Genomic DNA, 19,881 nt, shown 5'->3' on the forward strand with positions numbered 1-19,881 from the left:
CGGTAAAGTGACGGATGAAACTATTGCCGGCGTTGCCGCCACCGGCGCGGACGGACGCCATGCGAGTGGCGACCGTTCGGCCAGGGCAGTGATCGTCATTTGCCTGCTCGCCTTTGTGCTTGCCTTCACGGCGCTGACCAGCCTGACCTGGGGCGCCTCCGATGCCTCGGCACTCGGTCTGGTCAGCGAATGGCTGTTCGGCTCGACGCCGGGCAACGAGGCACTGTCGGCGCGAGACGCCATCATCGTCTACGACATTCGCCTGCCGCGCGTGATCCTGGGCATCCTGATTGGAGCGGCGCTCGCCGTATCGGGTGCCGTGATGCAGGGCCTGTTCCGCAATCCGCTGGCCGATCCTGGCCTTGTCGGCGTTTCCTCCGGTGCAGGCCTGGGCGCCGTCTTGATCATCGTGCTCGGAGCCAGCGTGTTGATGCCCGTCACGGCCCTGTTGGGCACCTATGCTCTGCCGCTGGCTGCCTTCTTTGGCGGACTGCTCACGACCATCATTCTCTACAACGTCGCAACCCGTCAGGGGCGAACCTCCATGGCCACCATGCTGCTCGCCGGCATCGCACTGGGGGCGATGGCAATGGCGCTGACCGGGGTGATGGTCTACATGGCCGATGACCGGCAGCTGCGCGACCTGACCTTCTGGCAGCTCGGCTCGCTGGCGGGCGCAACCTGGATCAAGATCGCCGCCGCCGGTCCGATCATCGTCCTGGCGCTGGCGGTGACTCCGTTCCTGGCAAAGGGGCTGAACGCCCTTTCGCTCGGCGAGGCGACCGCCGCCCATCTCGGCGTCCCCGTGCAGCGGCTGAAATATATCGCCATCGTCTCGGTCTCGGCGGCAATCGGCGCGTCGGTTGCCGTCAGCGGCGGCATCGGCTTCATCGGCATCGTCGTGCCGCATTTGCTGAGATTGGCCATCGGCCCCGACAACCGCTACCTGCTGCCGGCTTCGGCGCTGCTTGGCGCCAGCCTGCTGCTGCTCGCCGATGCCGTCAGCCGCACCATCGTTGCACCGGCGGAGCTTCCGATCGGCATCATCACAGCCGCGGTGGGCGGGCCGTTTTTCCTGTGGATCCTGCTGCGCAACCGCAGCGTGATCGATCTCTGAGCCTTGGGGACGTGAACATGCTCGAAGCACGCCAGGTTTCCGTCTCGATCGGCGCCAAGCGGATCGTCAACGACATCGACTTCACCGTCCGCCCAGGCGAGCTCGCCGCCATTGTCGGTCCCAATGGATCGGGCAAGACCACGTTCCTTAAGGCGCTGACCGGCGAGCTGTCCTATTCCGGCAGCATCTCGCTCAACGGCAAGGACATTTCGGCGCTGAAACCCTGGCAGGCCGCCTCCATGCGGGCGGTACTGCCACAGTCGACGGCGCTGTCGTTTCCATTCACCGTTCGCGAGATCGTCAAGCTCGGGGTGACCGGCGGCCGTTCGGGCGCGCTGGCGGGAGAGGATGATCGACTGCCCGACCGGGCGCTGGCGCGCGTCGATCTCGAGGGATTTGCCGGGCGCTTCTATCAGGAACTGTCGGGCGGCGAGCAGCAGCGGGTGCAGCTGGCGCGCGTGCTCTGCCAGGTGTGGGCGCCGGTGCTGGACGGCAAGCCGCGTTACCTGTTCCTCGACGAGCCGGTGTCGAGCCTCGACATCAAGCACCAGCTTATCATCATGAACATTGCCCGCGACTTTGCGCGGCGCGGCGGGGCGGTGGTCGCCATCCTGCACGACCTCAACCTGACGGCCATGTATGCCGACAGCATAGCCGTCATGCATCGTGGCTGCCTGGCCGCGATGGGCGCGCCCCAAAACGTTCTGAGCGACGAGCTGATCGAGAGGGTGTTCGGTTGCCGGCTACGTGTCGGCGCCTTGCCAGCGGCCAACGTGCCGTTCGTGTTGCCGCAATCGGCAGTCGCCTGATACCGGCTTGCCCGGTATCAGCTGGCTGCCGCCATCAGCTTGCCAGCGATTGCGGCTCGGGGAAGTTGATCCCCAGCGTTTCGCGCATGTTCGGGCGGGCAGCGACGAGATCGGCGATGGTGTAGCGTCCAAGCACTTCGAAGAAGGCGTTCAGCGCTTCGCGCAGCGCCGAGTTCAGGCCGCAGCTGTCCATCAACGGGCATTCGGCATCGGCCTCAAAGCACTCGGCCATGGCAAAGCTCTCTTCCGTCACGCGCACCACGTCGAACAGCGAAATCTTGTCGGCAGCCTTGCCGAGGCGCACACCGCCGTTGCGGCCGCGAACGGTCTCGACGAGGCCAGCCTCGACCAGTGGCTGAAGAATCTTGAACAGGAACAGCTCCGACACCGTGTAAGCGGTTGCGATTTCCGGAACGCGGCTCAGCCGGCCCTGATTGGCCGCGCAATACATGAGAATGCGCATGGCGTAGTTGGTCTGGCGGGTAAGACGCATTGGTGATTCCTCGCTGTGGCGCGGACAGGCCTCTTATATGGCCTACACCTTAGAACAATTCCAGACAAGCGATGTCAACAATTTGCGTCGCGATGCGCCTCCAGTGCAAGCCAGCCTTGCGTAACTGGCCGAGCTCGCGGGTTGAAGTTTTTGTTGCATTGCACAATATTGCGCATGTCGGGAGTCAGAGACTCTGGGGAGGAACCCATGAGGACTACGACATGGAACAGATCAAGTTTGCCCAACGCCCGCTGGTCGGCACGATCCGCCAGTTGCGGCCGTCCGATCTGCCCCGCTTTGCCGAACATCTCCTGAGACTGGATGGGCAGAGCCGGCGCGACCGGTTCAACGGGCTCATGGACGACGGCTTTCTCCAGGCCTATGCAGAGCGCTGCTTCCACCAGGGCGTGACCGTCATCGGCTATGTCGAGGGCGACAAGGTCCTGGGTGCGGCGGAGTTGCATGAGCGCCCCGAAGAGCAGGAGCCGACGGCCGAGATCGCCTTCAGCGTCGAGCGCCAGCTTCAGCACCGTGGCATCGGCGGACGCCTATTCAGGCGCCTTGTTGCCCAGGCGAGGGGGCTCGCCTACAGCCGCCTTCAGGTTTCGACCCATTCCAGCAACAATGCCATGAAGGCGCTGGCGCGCCGTTTCAACGCCAAACTCAGCTTCGAGAACGGCGAGACCAACGGCGTCATCGAACTGGACGCCATAACTGATGCCGACGTCGAATGGCAGGTTCCGGCCGACCTCGGCAGGCGCAGCACCGGCAAGGCAATTGCTGCCTGACGCATTTCGAATTGAAGCGCTGGCTGCGCGTGCCGATATTGTCCCTGTGACCAACAGGGAAGGCATCTGATGTCCTCATCGCAAAGCCAGGCTGTTCAGGCCGGCATCAATGCCTCGACCGGCGGCCCGGACACAGAGAAGCTTGCAGTTCTCAGGCGAACGAAGTTCCTGGCAACCGCTGCACTTGCCCTCTGTGTCATCGTCTTCGCGACGGCCAAGTCGCTGCAGGGGCGCTGGCCTTGGCTCGGCTTCGTTGCCGCGTTTGCCGAAGCAGCCACCATTGGCGGGCTGGCCGATTGGTACGCCGTTGTCGCTCTGTTCAAGCGGCCGCTCGGGCTGCCCATTCCGCACACAGCGATCATCCCCTCCAACCAGGAGCGCATCGCCGACAATCTGGGCCGGTTCATCGAAGCCAACTTCCTGGCGCCCGAACCTGTGCGGCGCAAGCTCGGCGAGGTGGATTTCGCGGCGCTGGTGGCCGAATGGCTGTCGGATCGCGGCAAGGCCGAGGGACTGGCCCGTTTTGTCGCCCGGCTGGTGCCGAAGATGCTCCAGGCCATCGAGGACACCGGCCTGCGCGACTTCGCCACAAGGCGCATGCTCGAACGCATCGGCAAGGTGGAGGTGGCTCCGCTGGCGGCAGAGCTGTTGTCGGCCTTCACCGACGACCGCAGGCACCAGCGCCTGCTCGACGAATTCACCGTGATCATCGGCAATTTCCTCAAAGACGAGCAGGCGCTGGCCGTGCTGCGCGAGAAAATCCGCGAGGAGTTGCCGTCCGTCTTCAACCTGTTCCGGGCCGATGCCTATCTGCTCAAGCGCATCGTCGCCTCGGCCGCAACGCTTCTCGAAGAGGTGCGCGCCGATCCCGGTCATCCGCTTCGCGGCGAATTCGACAGCTTCGTCCATGGTTTCGTCGAAAAGCTGCGACATTCCCCCGAATATGCCCGGCGAGCCGAGCAGGTGAAGCGCAATTTCCTCGCCCGGCCCGAACTCAGGGGGCTGGCCAACGACATGTGGCGCAGCATGCGCCGCTTCATCGAGCAGGATGCGGCGGCGGACCAGTCGATGACGCGCAGGCACCTCGCCAGCCTGTTTGTCGAGATCGGCCAAAATCTCGCCCGCGACCCGCAGATACGTTCCGACATGAACGAAGGCTTCGTGGTCGCACTCGCTTCCTTCGTGGAAAGCCAGAAAAGCGGCGTTTCCGGCTTCATCGCCGAGCAGGTGAAGAGCTGGGACCTTGGCCAGATGACCCGTATCATCGAGCTCAATGTCGGCCGCGACCTGCAATATATCCGCTTTAACGGCATGCTGATCGGCGGGTTGGCTGGCCTCGCGCTTTATTCGGCCGAGTTGCTGCTGCTTGCGAATTGACCGGGAGCGTTGCTGGTCTATTCTCACCTTGCGACCTCCGGGGGACGCCCGGAGCCAAACGGGAGCGAGCCATGGCGAAGAAGCCGGAACCGGAATCCTTCATGGATATGTTTTCGAAATTCGGGCGTGACCTGAAGATGCCCGGCGTCGATGTCGATGCGATCATCGGCCATCACCGCAAGAATCTCGAGGCGCTGGAAAAATCGGTCAAGGCTACGGCGTCAGGCGCTGCTTCGCTGATGTCAAAGCAACGCGAAGTGCTGCAGGACGCGCTGCGTGAGATCACCGAAAATGCCCAGGAACTCCGCGCGCACGGCAACCCGCAGGAGCTGATCTCCAGGCAGGCCGATTTTGCCAAGCGCTCTTTCGAGGCAGCGGTCAAGAATGCCGGCGAGGTGGCAGAGATCGTACGCAAGTCGGGCACGGAATCTGTCGACATCCTGCGCAGCCGCATCCATGAGTCGATCGAGGAAATCCGCGAGAGCTTCGACAAGAAAAAGCCGTAGCCGCCTGTTCGCCAGATCCTGGACCTTTGTCGCTCTCCTGTGGGTTTCGCCAGACGGACCGAGCATTGGCGGCCGGCGGGTGCTAAGAAACGCCTCTCACATTTGCAGCGCTGCCGTCTTTAAGGCTGGCAAAAGACGCTGCAGCACTTAGAACCTGTGCGTGAAAATCCGGCAGCCGATTCCCGCCGCCGGAGACAGGCGCTGACATGCACCGAGGAAGAGGATGAAAGTAGGTATCGAGATGGGAGCGGCGTCCGGAGGGACGAAGGCTCAGCTTGATCTCGAGGAGCTTCTGGCGACCCGCCTGCTCGTGCAGGGCAATTCGGGTTCCGGCAAGTCGCACCTGCTTCGCCGCCTGTTGGAGCAGAGTGCGCCCTGGGTCCAGCAATGCATCATCGACCCAGAGGGTGATTTCGTCACGCTGGCCGATCGCTTCGGCCATGTCGTGGTCGATGCCCAGCGCACCGAGGCCGAACTGACCCGCATCGCCGGCCGCATCCGCCAGCACCGCGTTTCGGTCGTTCTCAATCTCGAAGGCCTCGATGTCGAGCAGCAGATGCGCGGTGCGGCCGCCTTCCTCAATGGCATGTTCGATGCCGAGCGCGACTTCTGGTATCCGGTGCTGGTGGTCGTTGACGAGGCGCAGCTGTTTGCCCCTGCGGTGGCCGGCGAAGTGTCCGACGAGGCACGCAAGATTTCGCTCGGGGCCATGACCAATCTGATGTGCCGTGGCCGCAAGCGCGGCCTGGCCGGTGTGATCGCTACCCAACGCCTTGCCAAGCTTGCCAAGAACGTGGCTGCGGAAGCATCGAACTTCCTGATGGGCCGCACCTTCCTCGACATCGACATGGCGCGCGCTGCCGACCTGCTCGGCATGGAACGTCGTCAGGCGGAAATGTTCCGCGACCTGGCGCGCGGCAATTTTGTCGCGCTCGGGCCGGCGATGTCGCGCCGGCCGCTGCCGATCGCCATCGGCCCGGTCGAAACGTCGGCGCGTTCGGTCAGCCCCAAGCTGATGCCGCTGCCGGACGCCAACGACGACACCCGCGATCTGATCTTCGCGCCGGCGCCGCTCGAAGCGCGCCAGCCCGTGCGGCGGCCGCCGCCGCCAACCCCGACACCGACCGCCGACATCATCGCTCAGCTCACGCAGGCACGCGCCGAAGCCTCGGCACCGGTGGCCGAGCCGATCTTCCCGCTGTTCGACGAGGCGGAGCGCGAGGCGCTGATCGACACGATCGTGCGCGAGATGGTCGAGGATCCCGACGCCGCGTTCCGCACGGACGCCGTGCTGTTCCAGGATTTTCTCGTGCGTTGCCGCATCAAGCGCATGCAGGGCGAGCCGCCGACGCTGGCAATGTTCCGCCGCCGCTACGCCGTGGCGCGCTCGGGCATCGACGAGGAGACCGCATCGAGCGACACCTGGCAGCAGGCGCTCGGCATGTCGGCTGCCCTGCCGGAGGACCTGCAGGCGGTGTTCCTGATCGTCGCCCAGGCGGCGGTAAAGGGCGCGCCGTGCCCGTCCGACGCGGCAATCGCCCATGCCTATGGCAGCCACTCGGCACGGCGGGCGCGGCGCTTGCTCACCTATTTCGAGGAGCAAGGGCTGGTCGTGGTGCGCACCGATTTCCACGGCAAGCGCTCGGTGGCATTCCCCGATCTCGGTTGCGAGACCGCACCCGGTGACCCCGAGCGGACGGACGACCTGGTTGAACGGCAGGCGGCGGAATAGGTTTCTGACCGCTTCCGAGGTTGACAGCAGGCAAGGCTTCATGGTCCGCAGTTTGCGCCAAGCTTTCGGAGGTGGGACATGAGCCTGGAAAAACCGATCGGGACCTTTGAGGAACTGCGCGCCAAGGTCGGCGAGGAACTCGGCGTGTCCGATTGGGTCGAGGTCGATCAATCGCGCATCGATGGCTTTGCCGATTGCACCGGAGACCGCCAGTGGATCCATGTCGACCCTGAAAGGGCGCGGCGCCAGAGCCCGTTCCGCACCACAATTGCCCATGGCTTCCTGACGCTTTCGCTGATCGGCGCCTTGATCCAGGAAATTGGCGTCATCCCCGAGAACACACAGGCTGCCTTCAACTACGGCCTCGACAAGGTGCGCTTCATTGCACCCGTCAAGGTCGGGGCGCGCGTGCGCATGCGCACGGTGCTGGTGTCGATGGAGGACAAGGGCCCTGGGCAGTATCTGCTCAAGTCCGAAAACACCATCGAGATCGAGGGGGCAACCAAGCCTGCGCTGGTCGCCGAAACGCTCGTCATGCTCTACGAGCGCCGAAAGAAGGCGACGGCGTAGAGTTCCTTTCCCTCAGGGCGCTAGCGGCGCGCCCCGATGGTGATCTCGATCTCGCCAATACCTTCGACGCCACCGGTGACCTTGTCGCCGGCATTGACCGCGCCGACGCCTGCCGGCGTGCCGGTGTAGATCAGGTCGCCCGCCTTCAATTCCATCGCCTGGCTGCAAATGGAAATGACTTCTGGGATCGTCCAGATCAGTTCATTGAGATTGCCTTCCTGCATGACCGTACCATTGACCGCCAGCCAGACACGGCCATGCGATGGGTGACCGCTCCGTGCGACGGGCACGATCGGGCCGCATGGCGCCGACTGGTCGAATCCCTTCGACCAGTCCCAGGGGCGCCCCATCTTCTTGGCCGTGTCCTGCAGGTCGCGGCGGGTGAAGTCGATGCCGACACCATAACCCCATACGTGCTCGAGCGCCTTGGCTTCGGGGATGTTGGAGCCGCCGCGGCCGATGGCGACGACGAGCTCGATCTCGTGGTGGAGGTCTTCGGTCAGCGTCGGGTAAGGGATGGTGATGCCGCTGTCGACGACGGCATCAGCCGGCTTGCCGAAAAAGAACGGCGGCTCGCGGTCGGGATCCTTGCCCATCTCGCGGGCGTGGGCGGCATAGTTGCGGCCGACACAGAAGATGCGCCGCACGGGAAAGCGCTCCGAAGAGCCTGATACGGCGACCGATGCAGGTGTGGGAGGGGCGAAGACGAATTCCGACAAGGCTGGTCACTCCGTGAGAGCACTGGCCAAGAAAGCGTTGGCCAAGAAAGCGCTGGCGACTTCTCGCACGATCCGCCGTCTGCTGTCACGCCAGCCCCGTCTGCTTCCAACTTTTCGGCCTTCAGGCGAAAGAATTTGCGCTGGACTGCACGCAATGCGTGTCTGGTCTCCAAATTGTGGCTTGCAGCCGCAATTTGCAGGGATAGGATTTGATCACCTGACGGGTGCGGGGTCTGCCTGGCCGGTCGCGGCAACAGTGGGAGGTTTCATGTCAGAGGTTACTTTGGTCGTGAATGGCCGAAAGGTCAGCGCTGCGGTGGAGGACCGCACGCTTCTTGTACATTTCCTGCGCGAGAATCTGGGTCTTACCGGCACGCATGTCGGCTGCGACACGTCGCAGTGCGGCGCCTGCGTCGTCCATGTCGACGGCAAGGCCGTGAAGTCCTGTTCCATGCTCGCGGCCCAGGCTTCGGGCTCGACCGTGACCACTATCGAAGGCCTCGCCAACGGCGCCGACCTTCACCCTGTACAGGCGGCATTCAAGGAACATCACGGCCTGCAGTGCGGCTTCTGCACGCCGGGCATGATCATGACGGCGACCGACATGATCCGGCGCCATCCCGACGGCCTCGACGAGGCAACCGTGCGCGCGGAGCTGGAAGGCAACATCTGCCGCTGCACCGGCTACCACAACATCGTCAAGTCGATCCTCGCGGCATCGAAGACCATGGCCAAGGCATCGAGGAGCAAGGCGAAGAAGGCAGCGTAGGAGCAAACAGGGAGTGGCCGGTCGCGAGTAGGGAAATCTCCCGAAAGCCGGCATGGACTCCCTTTATCGCCACTCACTATTCGCTATTCGCTATTCGCTCTTTGGGTTCGGGAGGAACTGAAATGGGAATGGAAGGCATCGGCGCGCGCGTGACGCGCAAGGAAGACAAGAGGTTCATCACCGGCGGCGGCCGTTATGTTGACGACATGGTCGTGCCCGGCATGAAACACGCGGCATTCGTACGCAGCCCGCATGCGCATGCCGACATCAAGAAGATCGACATCAAGGCGGCCGAAGGCATGCCAGGCGTCATTGCGGTGCTGACAGGCAAGCAGCTCAAGGCCGACGGCATCGGCAACCTTATCTGCGGCTGGATGATCCATTCCAAGGACGGCTCGCCAATGAAGATGGGCGCCTGGTCGCCTCTGGCGGTCGACCGGGTCCGTTATGTCGGCGACGCTGTCGTCATCGTTGTCGCCGAGACCAAGGGACAGGCGCGTGACGCGGCCGAGGCAGTCGACATCACCTACAAGGAGCGCAAGGCAGTCATAGACGCTGGCGAGGCACTGAAGAAGGGCGCACCGCAGCTGCATCCCGAAGCCGAGGGCAATCTGATCTTCGATTGGGAGATCGGCGACGGCAAGGCGACCGACGCCGCGCTCAAGGCGGCAGCTCACGTGACCAGAGTAACCATCCACAACAACCGGCTGGTGCCCAACGCGATGGAGCCGCGCGCGGCACTCGGCCATTATGACAAGGCCGAAGACCACTATACCTGCTGGACCACCTCGCAGAACCCGCATGTCGCACGCCTTGTCATGAGCGCCTTCTACAATGTGGCGCCCGAAAACAAGCTGCGCGTCATCGCACCCGATGTCGGCGGTGGCTTCGGCTCGAAGATCTACATCTACCCGGAAGAGATCGTCTGCCTGTGGGCCTCCAAGCGCGCCGGTGTGCCGGTAAAATGGGTGGCCGACCGAACCGAAAGCTTCCTCACCGACGCGCATGGCCGCGACCATGTCTCAGAGGTCGAGATGGCCTTCGACAAGAACAACCGGATCATCGGGCTTAAGGTCGACACCATCGCCAATCTCGGCGCCTACATGTCGCTGTTCTCGTCCTGCGTGCCGACCTATCTCTACGCTACGCTGCTGTCGGGCCAGTACGACATCCCGGCGATCCACGCCAATGTCCGGACGGTCTACACAAACACCGCTCCCGTCGACGCCTATCGCGGGGCAGGGCGTCCGGAGGCGACCTATCTGCTCGAGCGGACGATGGAAATCGCCGCGCGTGAACTTGGTGTTTCGCCTGCTGACCTCAGGCGGACCAACTTCATCACCCAGTTCCCGCACCAGACGCCTGTGATCATGAACTATGACGCTGGCGACTACGCCGCCTCTCTCGATGCGGCAATGAAGCAGGCCGACTATGCCGGCTTCGCCAAGCGCAAGGCTGCAGCCGCCAAGAAGGGCAAGCTGCGCGGCATCGGCATGAGCTGCTACATCGAGGCCTGCGGCATCGCGCCGTCGGCGGCGGTGGGTTCGCTCGGCGCCGGTGTCGGCCTGTGGGAATCCGCCGAGGTCCGGGTCAACGCCGTCGGCACCATCGAAGTGCTGACCGGCTCGCACAGCCACGGCCAGGGCCACGAGACGACCTTCGCCCAGTTGGTCAACTCACGCTTCGGCGTGCCGCTCGACAGCGTCTCCATCGTCCATGGCGATACCGACAAGGTGCAGATGGGCATGGGCACCTACGGCTCGCGGTCGGGTGCGGTCGGCATGTCGGCCGTCGTCAAGGCGCTCGACAAGGTAGAAGCCAAGGCCAAGAAGATCGCGGCTCATCTGCTCGAGGCCGACGAGGGCGACATCGTCATCGAGAACGGCGCGCTGAAGGTGGCCGGCACCGACAAGAGCGTGCCGTGGTTCCAGATGGCGCTTGCCGCCTACACGGCGCACAATCTGCCGTCGGGCATGGAGCCGGGGCTGAAGGAGACGGCGTTCTACGACCCGTCGAATTTCACCTTCCCGGCCGGCTGCTACATCTGCGAGGTCGAGGTCGATCCGGAAACGGGCATGACCGATATCGTGCAGTTCGTCGCCGCCGACGATTTCGGCAACATCATCAACCCGATGATCGTCGAAGGCCAGGTGCATGGCGGCATCGCCCAGGGGGTCGGCCAGGCGCTGCTGGAAGGCGCGGTCTACGACGCCGGCGGACAGCTTTTGACGGCAAGCTACATGGATTACACCATGCCGCGCGCCGACGATCTGCCGTCGTTCCAGGTGTCGACCACCAACACGCCATGCCCGGGCAATCCGCTCGGCATCAAGGGCTGCGGTGAGGCAGGTGCGATCGGCTCGCCGCCTGCCGTCATGAACGCCATCACCGACGCGCTCGGCCACGACAACCTGAACATGCCGGCAACGCCGGGCAGGGTGTGGGCAGCACTTCGCGCCGGCACGAAGCACTGAGAGAAGCGAACAGGGAATAGGGAGCAGCGAAATGGTGGAAGAGGTGAAGGCGGGCGCAGAGACGAAATCTCCACTCGCTATCAGCTACTCCCCATTCGCTCTTTCCCCGAAGGGAGAAAGATAAATGTATTCCGTCAATTACCATCGCGCTGCCTCGGTCGCGGACGCCGTCAAGAAGGTCAAATCCGGCGACGGCAAGTTCCTGTCCGGCGGTATGACGCTGATCCCGGCGATGAAGACGCGGCTTGCAGCACCCTCAGATGTCGTCGACCTTACCCACATTGCCGATCTCAAGGGCATCAAGGTCTCGGGCAAGAACGTGACCATCGGTGCTGCGGTGACGCATTTCGACGTCGCCAATGATGAGAAGCTCATGAAGGTCTGCCCGGCTTTGTGCGGACTGGCCAGCCACATCGGCGATCCCGCAGTCAGGCATCGCGGCACGATCGGCGGTTCGGTCGCCAACAACGATCCGGCGGCCGACTATCCGTCAGCGCTGCTGGCGCTGGGCGCAACAATCGTCACCAACAAGCGCGAGATCGCGGCCGATAAGTTCTTCAAGGGGCTGTTCGAAACGGCGCTCAAGGACGACGAGGTGGTCACCGCGATCAGCTTCGTTGCACCCGCCAAGGCCGGCTATGCCAAGTTTCCCAACCCCGCGTCGCGTTACGCCATGACCGGTGTCTTCGTGACCAAGGGCAAGGACGGCGTGCGTGCGGCCGTGACCGGGGCCGGCGACGACGGCGTGTTCCGCTCCAAGGAGATCGAGGCGGCCCTCACCAAGAAGTTCGAAGCTGCCGCACTCGAGGGTGTGACGGTGCCATCAGGCAGTCTGATGACCGACATCCACGCGTCGGCCGAATACCGCGCCAATCTCGTGGTGGTGATGGCCAAGCGCGCCGTGGCCGCCGCGAACGCCTGACCTTCGGACCACATGGAATACACAAAGGGGCCTTCGGGCCCCTTTTCGTCTCGGAAAAGACAGGGGACCCAAAATGGCCGTTCGCCGTATCGTCGCCAATCTGTATGCAGCCGATCCGGCGGCCGCCCGCGCTTTCTATGGCGAGTTTCTGGGTCTCGACGTCGTCATGGATCATGGCTGGATACTGACCTTTGCGTCCGGTGGGACGATGACGCCGCAGCTCGGTGTCGCGAGCGAAGGCGGCTCCGGCACCCCGGTGCCGGTGCTGTCGATCGAGGTCGACGATGTCGACGACATCTATCGACGCGCCAGGGCGGCGGGCTATGAGATCGTCTACGACCTTTCGGACGAACCCTGGGGTGTCAGGCGTTTCTTCCTGCGCGATCCCTTCGGCAACGTGGTCAACATTCTCCGGCACTGAGCAGAACCAAAGTCTGGTGTTCCCCGGCAAACATCTTGCCGGGTGGCCCTTGGCATCGATCGCCAAGGCGGCTTACATGCCGCGCACGGTTTCATCGCAGTCCCAAGACGTGGAGCATAACGGAATGGCGCGTCCGATAACCTCGATCGCCGACCTTCGCGCAATCGCCAAGCGCCGCGTGCCGCGCATGTTCTACGACTATTGCGATTCCGGCTCCTGGACCGAAAGCACCTATCGCGAAAACGAGAGCGATTTCGTACCGATCAAGCTGCGCCAGCGCGTGGCCGTCGACATGCGCAACCGCACGCTCGAAACGACGATGGTCGGCGAAAAGGTGTCGATGCCGGTAGCGATCGCGCCGACGGGCCTGACCGGAATGCAGCATGCCGACGGCGAAATCCATGCCGCGCGCGCAGCCGAGAAGGCGGGCATTCCGTTCACGCTGTCGACCATGAGCATCTGCTCGATCGAGGACATCGCAGAGAACACCTCGAAGCCGTTCTGGTTCCAGCTCTATGTGATGCGGGACCGCGAATTCGTCATGAATCTCATCCGGCGCGCCAAGGCTGCCAACTGTTCGGCCCTGGTGCTGACGCTCGACCTCCAGATCCTCGGACAGCGCCACAAGGACGTCGTCAACGGTCTGTCGACGCCACCGCGCATGACCATCCCCAACATCATCAATCTCGCCACCAAGCCGCGCTGGTGTTTCAACATGTTGCGCACCAACAGGCGCACCTTCCGCAACATCGCCGGCCACGCCAAGGGCGTCACCGATTTGCGCTCGCTGTCGTCGTGGACGGCCGAGCAGTTCGATCCCGCGCTGAGCTGGGACGACGTGAAGTGGATCAAGGACCAGTGGGGCGGAAAGCTGATCTTGAAGGGCATCCTCGATCCGGAGGATGCCGAGAAGGCGGCGGCGAGCGGTGCCGACGCCTTGATCGTTTCCAACCATGGCGGCCGCCAACTCGACGGCGCGGTGTCGTCGATCTCGGCGCTGCCAGAGATCGTCGCGCGCGTCGGCGACCGCATCGAGGTCTTCATGGACGGCGGCATCCGCTCGGGCCAGGACGTCATCAAGGCCATCGCCTACGGCGCCAAAGGCGTGTTCATCGGCCGCGCCTTCCTCTACGGCCTTGGCGCTGGCGGTGAGGCCGGCGTGACCGCCTGCCTCGACATCATCCGCAAGGAACTCGACGTCACCATGGCCTTCTGCGGCCTGCGCGACATCAAGGACGTCGACATCAGCATCATCGCCCGGCGCTGACCGGGCGGCTGGGCCGAAAAGACCATGAAACGGTTCGTGCGAGGTGCCGGCGCGGTGACGTCGAATGCGAAGCGCGGGGTCTATTTCGCGCTCGGCCTGCTGATGCTTCTGCTTGGCATCATCGGCGCTTTCCTGCCGGTCATGCCAACAACGATCTTCGTCATCCTGGCTGCCTGGTGCTTCGGCCGTTCGTCGCCGCGTTTCGAGGCATGGCTGCTCGGCCATCCCACCTTTGGTCCGCCCTTGCGTGCCTGGCGCGAGGAAGGCGCCATTCCGCGCCGCGGCAAGCTGATGGCCTGGACCGGCATGGCCATCGGCTACGGCCTGTTCTGGCTCAGCCAGCCGGGCGCGATCGTGGCGTTTGTCGTGACGTTGTTCTTTGCCGCCGGTGCCCTCTATGTGGGAACCCGGCCCGATCCCGGGTCTCCTGACGCGGATGGCTGATAGCAAGCGTATCGATCAGCCTCGACAGGGTTGAAGGACTGATTTGGTCTCCAGCGCCTTGTTGTGCTACGGAGCGGCCTTATCTGAAGGCGGTTGCCGCCCCACGCACATTCGAGAAACCATGACCAAGCTTTATGCCGACGGCGCCAAGATCGTCGCTGTCGCACCCATGATGGACTGGACCGATCGCTGCTGCCGCAACTTTCACCGGCAGATATCAAGCGATGCGCTGCTCTACACGGAGATGGTGGTGGCAGATGCGGTGATCCATGGCCCGCGCGAGCGCCTGTTGGGTTTCGATGCCGTCGAACACTCGATCGCGCTCCAGCTCGGTGGTTCGGATCCGGCCAAGCTGGCCGAGGCCGCGCGCATCGGCGAGGGCTTTGGCTATGACGAGATCAACCTCAATGTCGGCTGTCCTTCCGACCGGGTGCAGTCGGGTACGTTCGGCGCTTGTCTGATGAAGACGCCGGAGCTGGTCGCCGAATGCGTTTCGGCGATGAAGGATGTGGTGAGCGTGCCTGTGACGGTGAAGTGCCGCATCGGCGTCGACCACCAGGACCCCGAGCCGGCGCTCGACGCGCTGGCCGACATGGTCTTTGCCGCCGGCACCGACGCGCTGTGGGTGCATGCCCGCAAGGCCTGGCTCGAGGGGCTGAGCCCCAAGGAAAACCGCGAGATCCCGCCGCTGGACTATGATCGGGTCTATCGCCTCAAGGCGCGATACCAGGACAAGTTCATCGGCATAAACGGCGGCATCCAGACACTGGACGAGAGCCGGGCGCATCTCCACAAGGTCGATGGCGTCATGCTCGGGCGTGCCGCTTATCACACGCCGAGCGTGCTCGGCGGCGTCGATGCATTGTTGAATGGCGATGTGGCCGAGGACATCGACTACGCCGCGCTGATCGACGCCATGGCCGACTATGCCGAGCGGCATATCGCTTCAGGCGGTCGCCTCGGTCATGTCACACGCCATATGGTCGGGCTGTTCCATGGTCTTTCGGGCGCGCGGCGCTATCGCCAGATCCTGTCGACCGATGCGACGAAGCCGGGCGCAGGCGTCGATGTGCTGAGGCGGGCGTTCGAAGCGGTCGACCTGACCCGCGCCAGCGAAGCTGCTTAGTCCCTCAGGATCATCCGGTCGCCGCGGACATCGAAGCCCGACAGCGAGCCGATGAAGTTCATACCGAGCAGGCTCTGGAAGAGCCCTTCGTCGGCGACCAGCATGGGCAGGTTCTTGCGCTCGATGGCACCGAGCTGGACGGTTCCTGCCGTCACGCGCGCCGCATGCGCCACGCCGTTGGCTGTCGAAACGGGGATGGTGAAGCTCAACTGGCCAGGGTCGAAGCCGGCCTTGATGGCGTCAGCCTTGGTCAGCACCGTGGTGGTGGCGCCGGTGTCTACCATGGCGTCGATGGTCGCACCATTGATGGACAGCCGGGCGCCGAAATGGCCGTTGGACAGCTTGTCGAGCGTCACCGTGGCACGGCCGTCGCCGTCGAAAGCGGACATCGGGCTGCCGGGAATGAGGCCGGCCGTCACGCGGCTGCCGATGTCCTGCAGCTCGTAGCGGTACTGGTAACCGGCGACGAACACGAGCACGATCAGCAACCACATGGCGATGTTGCGCAGGCTGTCGCTCCACCGCACGCGGCGGCCGACCATGCCTGCGCCTATGACCAGAATCAGCGCTCCGAGATAGACCAGGCGGCCAAAGCTGTCATTGTCGAGGCCGAAAGTCTGGCCCGCCTTGTCGTTGAACATGAGCAGCAGCAGTCCGCCGCCGAGTATCGCGATGACGATCCAGTAGAGGCGGCTCATGTCAGGTGATGATCCTCAGGCAATGCCGCGTTCGCGGGCCATACGGGTGCGCCGTGTCTCGCGACGAGGGCGGCGTTCGACCGTTTCCAGGCGTGCGGGAAGAGTGGCCATGACCTCGCGGCGCTCTTCGGGCGTCATTTTAGTCCAGGCCCACACCTCGTCGCGGGTCCGTCCGCAGCCGTAGCAATAGCCGGTCTTGTCGTCGATCTGGCAGACCAGAATGCAAGGCGTTTCAATCGCGGTCATGAAGTCTTCCGGAGGCGGGTCATGCCAACATGCATACAATGTCAGCCAAAGAGATGATGTAGCCTTTGCGTCATTGCAAGCGCTTTCCGGCGGTTGCCTCGTCTGAAATGCCATGCGAGGGCATGATGCCGCGATTGTCTTCGGACAGCTGGAGAGCTATGCCGCAGGCATTGATTTGTGAACGGCAGGCCCCGATCCCATGAGCAGCGCTTCTCCCTTCGACGATTTCCGCAACCTCTTTGCCCATTTGCCCGAAGGCGACGTGGCGCAGGCGGGAAAGGTGTGGTCGCTGTTTGCCAAGGCCGACAAGCCCAGGGGCTCGCTCGGACGCATCGAGGATATTGCTGCCTGGCTGGCGCGCTGGACCGGGCGGGCGCCGCCGTCGGTGCTGAAGCCGACGGTTGCGATCTTCGCCGGCAATCACGGCGTCGCGGTCCATGGCGTTTCGCCACGGCCGATGGAAGCCACTGCCCAGCGCGTCGAACTCTGCGCGGCGGGTGGGGCTGCGATCAACCAGATCTGTGTCGCCAACGACCTCGGCCTCAAGGTCTTCGACCTCGCGCTGCATCTGCCCACCGCTGACATGACGGTCGAGCCGGCGCTCGACGAGCGTGGTTGTGCTGCGACCATGGCCTTCGGCATGGAGGCCACCGCCGGCGGCTTCGACCTGTTCTGTATCGGCGATCTCGGTGTCGCCAATACGACCGTTGCGGCAGCGCTTTCGGCCGCCCTGTTTGGCGGCAAGGGGGCCGATTGGATCGGTCCGGGTTCTGGTGCCGACGTGGCCATGCAGGCGCGCAAGGCCGCAATCGTCGACCGGGCGCTGGCACTCCATGGCGAACATCTGAGAGATCCGTTCGAGGCGCTGCGCCGTGTCGGCGGCCGTGAGTTCGCGGCAATCGCCGGTGCGATCCTTGCTGCCCGCATGGAAAAGATCCCGGTGCTCATTGACGGCTTTGCGACGACAGCCGCTGCTGCCGTGCTCTATGCCCAGCATCCGAACGCGCTCGACCATTGCATGTTCTCGCATGTCTCGACCGAGCCGGGGCACGCACGACTGCTGGCCAAGCTCGGCGTACGTCCTCTGCTCGGCCTCGGCATCGATCATGGCGAAGGTGTCGGCGCAGGCCTTGCTGCCGGCCTGGTCAAGACCTCGGCGCAGATCAGCTCGGGCATGGCAGCCGCGGTCGCCTAGCGTCCGCCGGCTGCGCTGCGCGGCTGGATCGCCGGCAATCGGTCGATCACCCGCACGGCCGGGAATATGGCAATTGCCTCGGTGCCCTCGCGCAGCTTCGAATGAAGCTCGAACTCGCCGCCGTGCAGGGCAAGCAGGCCCTGCACGATCGGCAGGCCGAGGCCGGTGCCCTGTTCGGCGCTCTTGATGGCGATGGCGCCCTGGCCGAAGGCGGAGAGCACGATGGGGATTTCTTCCGGCGGAATGCCGGGGCCGTTGTCCTTGACCGAAATGTACTGGCCACCGCCGGCGGTCCAGCCGACGCGGACGCGGATTTCGCCGCCGGTCGGCGAGAACTTGATGGCGTTCGACAGGAGATTGAGCGTGATCTGGCGAATGGCGCGCTCGTCGCCCAGAAGGCGCGGCAAGGCCGGTTCGAAGTCCTGGATGATGCGCAGGTCCTTGTTGCGGGCCTTCAGCTCCATCATGTGGCAGCAGTCCTCGACGATCGAAAGCACCATCTGCGGCTCTTCGTTGAGCTGGTAGCGGCCGGCTTCGATGCGGGACAGGTCGAGAATCTCGTTGATGAGGTCGAGCAGGTGCTGGCCCGAGTCGTGGATATCGCGGGCATATTCGCGGTAGGTCGGACTGTTAATCGGGCCCAGCACTTCGCCGGCCATGACCTCGGAAAAGCCGAGGATAGCGTTGAGCGGCGTGCGCAGCTCATGGCTCATTGTGGCGAGGAAGCGCGATTTGGCGAGATTGGCGTCCTCGGCGCGGCGGCGCGCCTCGTCCGACATCGACTTGGCGGTCTCGAGTTCGGCAATCAGCGCGTCCATCTCTGAGCGGAACGACATCAGCATCAGCGCTGAGCGGTTCATGACCTTCGCCACATAGGAGAAGAAGGGTAGGGCCGTGATCAGCAGCGCCACCATGATGATGCCGATCGGCTCTGTGAGCCTGACTGCGAAGGCCGCATAGGCTGCCACGGGAGCGGCGAATGTGAGCAGCAGCGCGCCGCGCAACGACGACGCCACGATTGCTGTCGCAGCCATGGCACCGAGCAGGAAGGCGCCCTTGACGATCGCCAGCTGTTCGGGATCGCATGCCTCGCACGACATTGCTGCGAGATAGGCCCAGGCGAGGCCGGTGACGAAATGGCCGACGAGGAAATTGCGTCGTGCAGATGCCGGTGCCAACTCGGTGGAGGCGTCGATGCGCCGGGCCAGGATCGCCAGCCCCACATAGGCCATGACCCCGACCAGCGCCCACATCAGCATGTCGCCATCGGCGCCGAGCGCGAGGCCGGCGGCGGCAAAGGCCACGACCATCAGCGGCATGGTGGCCGAATTGGCGACGATGGATTGGGCGTGGAGCTTCAGCAGTTCGCGGTCGAAGGCAAAGCCGCCCGGCTGCTGCGACAGACGATCGCGCGTCTTGCGCACCGCACGCGCGACATCGCTGTTGCGATGGCGTTTCCTGCGGTCCACAATGATCTTGTCCGCCGTGTTCGAGCGTTGCAACGGCATTTGAAGTTTCGATATTCGCGCGCGCTTTCTTTGCTTCCATAAGCTACCCCGGAATGATTAAGGGATTGTTTGCCATATGAGCCGTTCGTGGTCCGGCAGGCCGCGGCAGCGCCGTTTCCAGCGTCCGCACAGCCGATGGCGCAAGCTTGCCGATTACGCGTTGACGGCTGCGATCCTTGGCCTTCTGGTGCTGGTGTCGGCACGCCTCGACCGCTTGGGCACACGCACCGCCGAGGGCGTTGCCGTGATCAACGACGGCGATTCGATCACGCTGCAGGGCGAACGCATCCGCCTGCGCGGCATCGATGCGCCTGAGTACGCGCAGATCTGCCGCAAGGACGGCGAGGACTATCCCTGTGGTCGGCGTTCGCGCGAGGCGTTGTCGAAGATGGTGGCTGGCAAGACTGTCAGCTGCACCGGCTGGGAGCGCGACAAATACGGCCGGCTGCTCGGCGAATGCACCGCCGGTGGCGTCAATCTCAACCGCGCGCAAATTGTTGCGGGTTGGGCAGTCGCATACGGCGACTACGATGCCGAGGAGGACATTGCGCGCCGTGGCCGCCTGGGCGTCTGGGCCGGCGATTTCGAGCGTCCGCGCGACTGGCGCCGCATGCACGACGACATGGTCGAGATCGAGCACGGACCCTATGGTCGGATATGGAACTGGCTGCGGGAAATTTTTCGATTCTCGTAGCTTGCG

At 64.0% G+C, this 19,881-nt stretch carries 21 protein-coding genes; 16 read left to right on the top strand and 5 right to left on the bottom strand.

The window, feature by feature from the left end; all coding sequences use genetic code 11:
- Positions 1-7 precede the first annotated feature (7 nt).
- Entirely contained in the window at positions 8-1,117 is a 1,110-nt protein-coding gene (locus tag NDO48_RS09565; RefSeq protein ID WP_018428307.1) for a FecCD family ABC transporter permease, read from the top strand.
- 17 nt (positions 1,118-1,134) lie between these two features.
- Positions 1,135-1,926, top strand: a complete 792-nt coding sequence (locus NDO48_RS09570) for a heme ABC transporter ATP-binding protein (RefSeq protein ID WP_018428306.1) — start codon at positions 1,135-1,137, stop codon at positions 1,924-1,926.
- Positions 1,927-1,960: 34 nt separating this feature from the next.
- Here NDO48_RS09570 and rirA read toward each other — a convergent pair whose 3' ends face one another.
- Positions 1,961-2,419 (bottom strand): iron-responsive transcriptional regulator RirA, encoded by a 459-nt coding sequence (gene rirA / locus NDO48_RS09575; RefSeq protein ID WP_018428305.1) that lies wholly within the window; start codon positions 2,417-2,419, stop codon positions 1,961-1,963.
- A gap of 221 nt (positions 2,420-2,640) precedes the next feature.
- On the opposite strand from rirA, the gene NDO48_RS09580 reads away from it, so the two are divergent.
- The 5 genes from NDO48_RS09580 to NDO48_RS09600 all read left to right on the top strand — a co-directional run bounded on the left by NDO48_RS09580 (position 2,641) and on the right by NDO48_RS09600 (position 7,392).
- Positions 2,641-3,207 carry a GNAT family N-acetyltransferase gene (locus tag NDO48_RS09580; RefSeq protein WP_018428304.1) on the top strand — a complete coding sequence of 189 codons (567 nt, stop codon included), beginning with the start codon at positions 2,641-2,643 and terminating at the stop codon, positions 3,205-3,207.
- Between the two features lie 69 nt (positions 3,208-3,276).
- On the top strand, positions 3,277-4,584 hold the full coding sequence (locus tag NDO48_RS09585) for a DUF445 domain-containing protein (protein ID WP_267321389.1): 1,308 nt from the start codon (positions 3,277-3,279) through the stop codon (positions 4,582-4,584).
- Positions 4,585-4,655: 71 nt separating this feature from the next.
- Positions 4,656-5,090 carry a phasin family protein gene (locus tag NDO48_RS09590; protein WP_018428302.1) on the top strand — a complete coding sequence of 145 codons (435 nt, stop codon included), beginning with the start codon at positions 4,656-4,658 and terminating at the stop codon, positions 5,088-5,090.
- Between the two features lie 223 nt (positions 5,091-5,313).
- Positions 5,314-6,822, top strand: coding sequence for an ATP-binding protein (locus tag NDO48_RS09595; protein ID WP_026227259.1), 1,509 nt, complete (start codon positions 5,314-5,316; stop codon positions 6,820-6,822).
- Between the two features lie 78 nt (positions 6,823-6,900).
- Positions 6,901-7,392: a MaoC family dehydratase gene (locus NDO48_RS09600; protein WP_018428300.1), complete on the top strand. Its 492-nt coding sequence runs from the start codon at positions 6,901-6,903 to the stop codon at positions 7,390-7,392.
- A gap of 20 nt (positions 7,393-7,412) precedes the next feature.
- On the opposite strand, the gene NDO48_RS09605 is transcribed toward NDO48_RS09600, so the two are convergent.
- On the bottom strand, positions 7,413-8,111 hold the full coding sequence (locus NDO48_RS09605) for a fumarylacetoacetate hydrolase family protein (RefSeq protein ID WP_026227258.1): 699 nt from the start codon (positions 8,109-8,111) through the stop codon (positions 7,413-7,415).
- 268 nt (positions 8,112-8,379) lie between these two features.
- Here NDO48_RS09605 and NDO48_RS09610 point away from each other — a divergent pair, with 268 nt between their 5' ends.
- From NDO48_RS09610 to dusA, 7 genes are all read left to right on the top strand, one after another.
- The gene (locus NDO48_RS09610) at positions 8,380-8,880 is read left to right on the top strand and encodes a (2Fe-2S)-binding protein (protein ID WP_026227257.1); all 501 of its coding nucleotides are present in this window, start codon (positions 8,380-8,382) and stop codon (positions 8,878-8,880) included.
- Between the two features lie 122 nt (positions 8,881-9,002).
- Positions 9,003-11,354: a xanthine dehydrogenase family protein molybdopterin-binding subunit gene (locus NDO48_RS09615; protein WP_026227256.1), complete on the top strand. Its 2,352-nt coding sequence runs from the start codon at positions 9,003-9,005 to the stop codon at positions 11,352-11,354.
- 124 nt (positions 11,355-11,478) lie between these two features.
- Complete coding sequence (locus NDO48_RS09620) at positions 11,479-12,276, top strand: FAD binding domain-containing protein (RefSeq protein WP_018428296.1); 798 nt, start codon at positions 11,479-11,481, stop codon at positions 12,274-12,276.
- Positions 12,277-12,349: 73 nt separating this feature from the next.
- Positions 12,350-12,697, top strand: a complete 348-nt coding sequence (locus NDO48_RS09625; protein WP_267321390.1) for a VOC family protein — start codon at positions 12,350-12,352, stop codon at positions 12,695-12,697.
- A gap of 124 nt (positions 12,698-12,821) precedes the next feature.
- A complete protein-coding gene (locus tag NDO48_RS09630) occupies positions 12,822-13,964 on the top strand; it encodes an alpha-hydroxy acid oxidase (RefSeq protein WP_018428294.1) in 1,143 nt (380 codons plus the stop codon).
- Positions 13,965-13,988: 24 nt separating this feature from the next.
- Complete coding sequence (locus NDO48_RS09635) at positions 13,989-14,408, top strand: YbaN family protein (protein ID WP_018428293.1); 420 nt, start codon at positions 13,989-13,991, stop codon at positions 14,406-14,408.
- Positions 14,409-14,529: 121 nt separating this feature from the next.
- Positions 14,530-15,534 carry a tRNA dihydrouridine(20/20a) synthase DusA gene (gene dusA, locus NDO48_RS09640; RefSeq protein ID WP_267321391.1) on the top strand — a complete coding sequence of 335 codons (1,005 nt, stop codon included), beginning with the start codon at positions 14,530-14,532 and terminating at the stop codon, positions 15,532-15,534.
- Here the strand turns inward: dusA and NDO48_RS09645 are convergent.
- Complete coding sequence (locus NDO48_RS09645; protein WP_267321392.1) at positions 15,531-16,232, bottom strand: TIGR02281 family clan AA aspartic protease; 702 nt, start codon at positions 16,230-16,232, stop codon at positions 15,531-15,533. The two genes, dusA and NDO48_RS09645, sit on opposite strands and share 4 nt — an antisense overlap.
- 15 nt (positions 16,233-16,247) lie before the next feature.
- On the bottom strand, positions 16,248-16,478 hold the full coding sequence (locus NDO48_RS09650; protein WP_018428290.1) for a DUF1289 domain-containing protein: 231 nt from the start codon (positions 16,476-16,478) through the stop codon (positions 16,248-16,250).
- Between the two features lie 199 nt (positions 16,479-16,677).
- Here NDO48_RS09650 and NDO48_RS09655 point away from each other — a divergent pair, with 199 nt between their 5' ends.
- Entirely contained in the window at positions 16,678-17,673 is a 996-nt protein-coding gene (locus NDO48_RS09655) for a nicotinate-nucleotide--dimethylbenzimidazole phosphoribosyltransferase (protein WP_018428289.1), read from the top strand.
- Here the strand turns inward: NDO48_RS09655 and NDO48_RS09660 are convergent.
- On the bottom strand, positions 17,670-19,181 hold the full coding sequence (locus NDO48_RS09660; RefSeq protein WP_018428288.1) for a sensor histidine kinase: 1,512 nt from the start codon (positions 19,179-19,181) through the stop codon (positions 17,670-17,672). The genes NDO48_RS09655 and NDO48_RS09660 overlap by 4 nt on opposite strands.
- A gap of 76 nt (positions 19,182-19,257) precedes the next feature.
- Here NDO48_RS09660 and NDO48_RS09665 point away from each other — a divergent pair, with 76 nt between their 5' ends.
- Positions 19,258-19,875 carry a thermonuclease family protein gene (locus NDO48_RS09665; protein ID WP_018428287.1) on the top strand — a complete coding sequence of 206 codons (618 nt, stop codon included), beginning with the start codon at positions 19,258-19,260 and terminating at the stop codon, positions 19,873-19,875.
- Positions 19,876-19,881 lie beyond the last annotated feature (6 nt).

It is taken from the genome of Aminobacter sp. MET-1 (assembly GCF_026521175.1).
GTDB lineage: Bacteria > Pseudomonadota > Alphaproteobacteria > Rhizobiales > Rhizobiaceae > Aminobacter.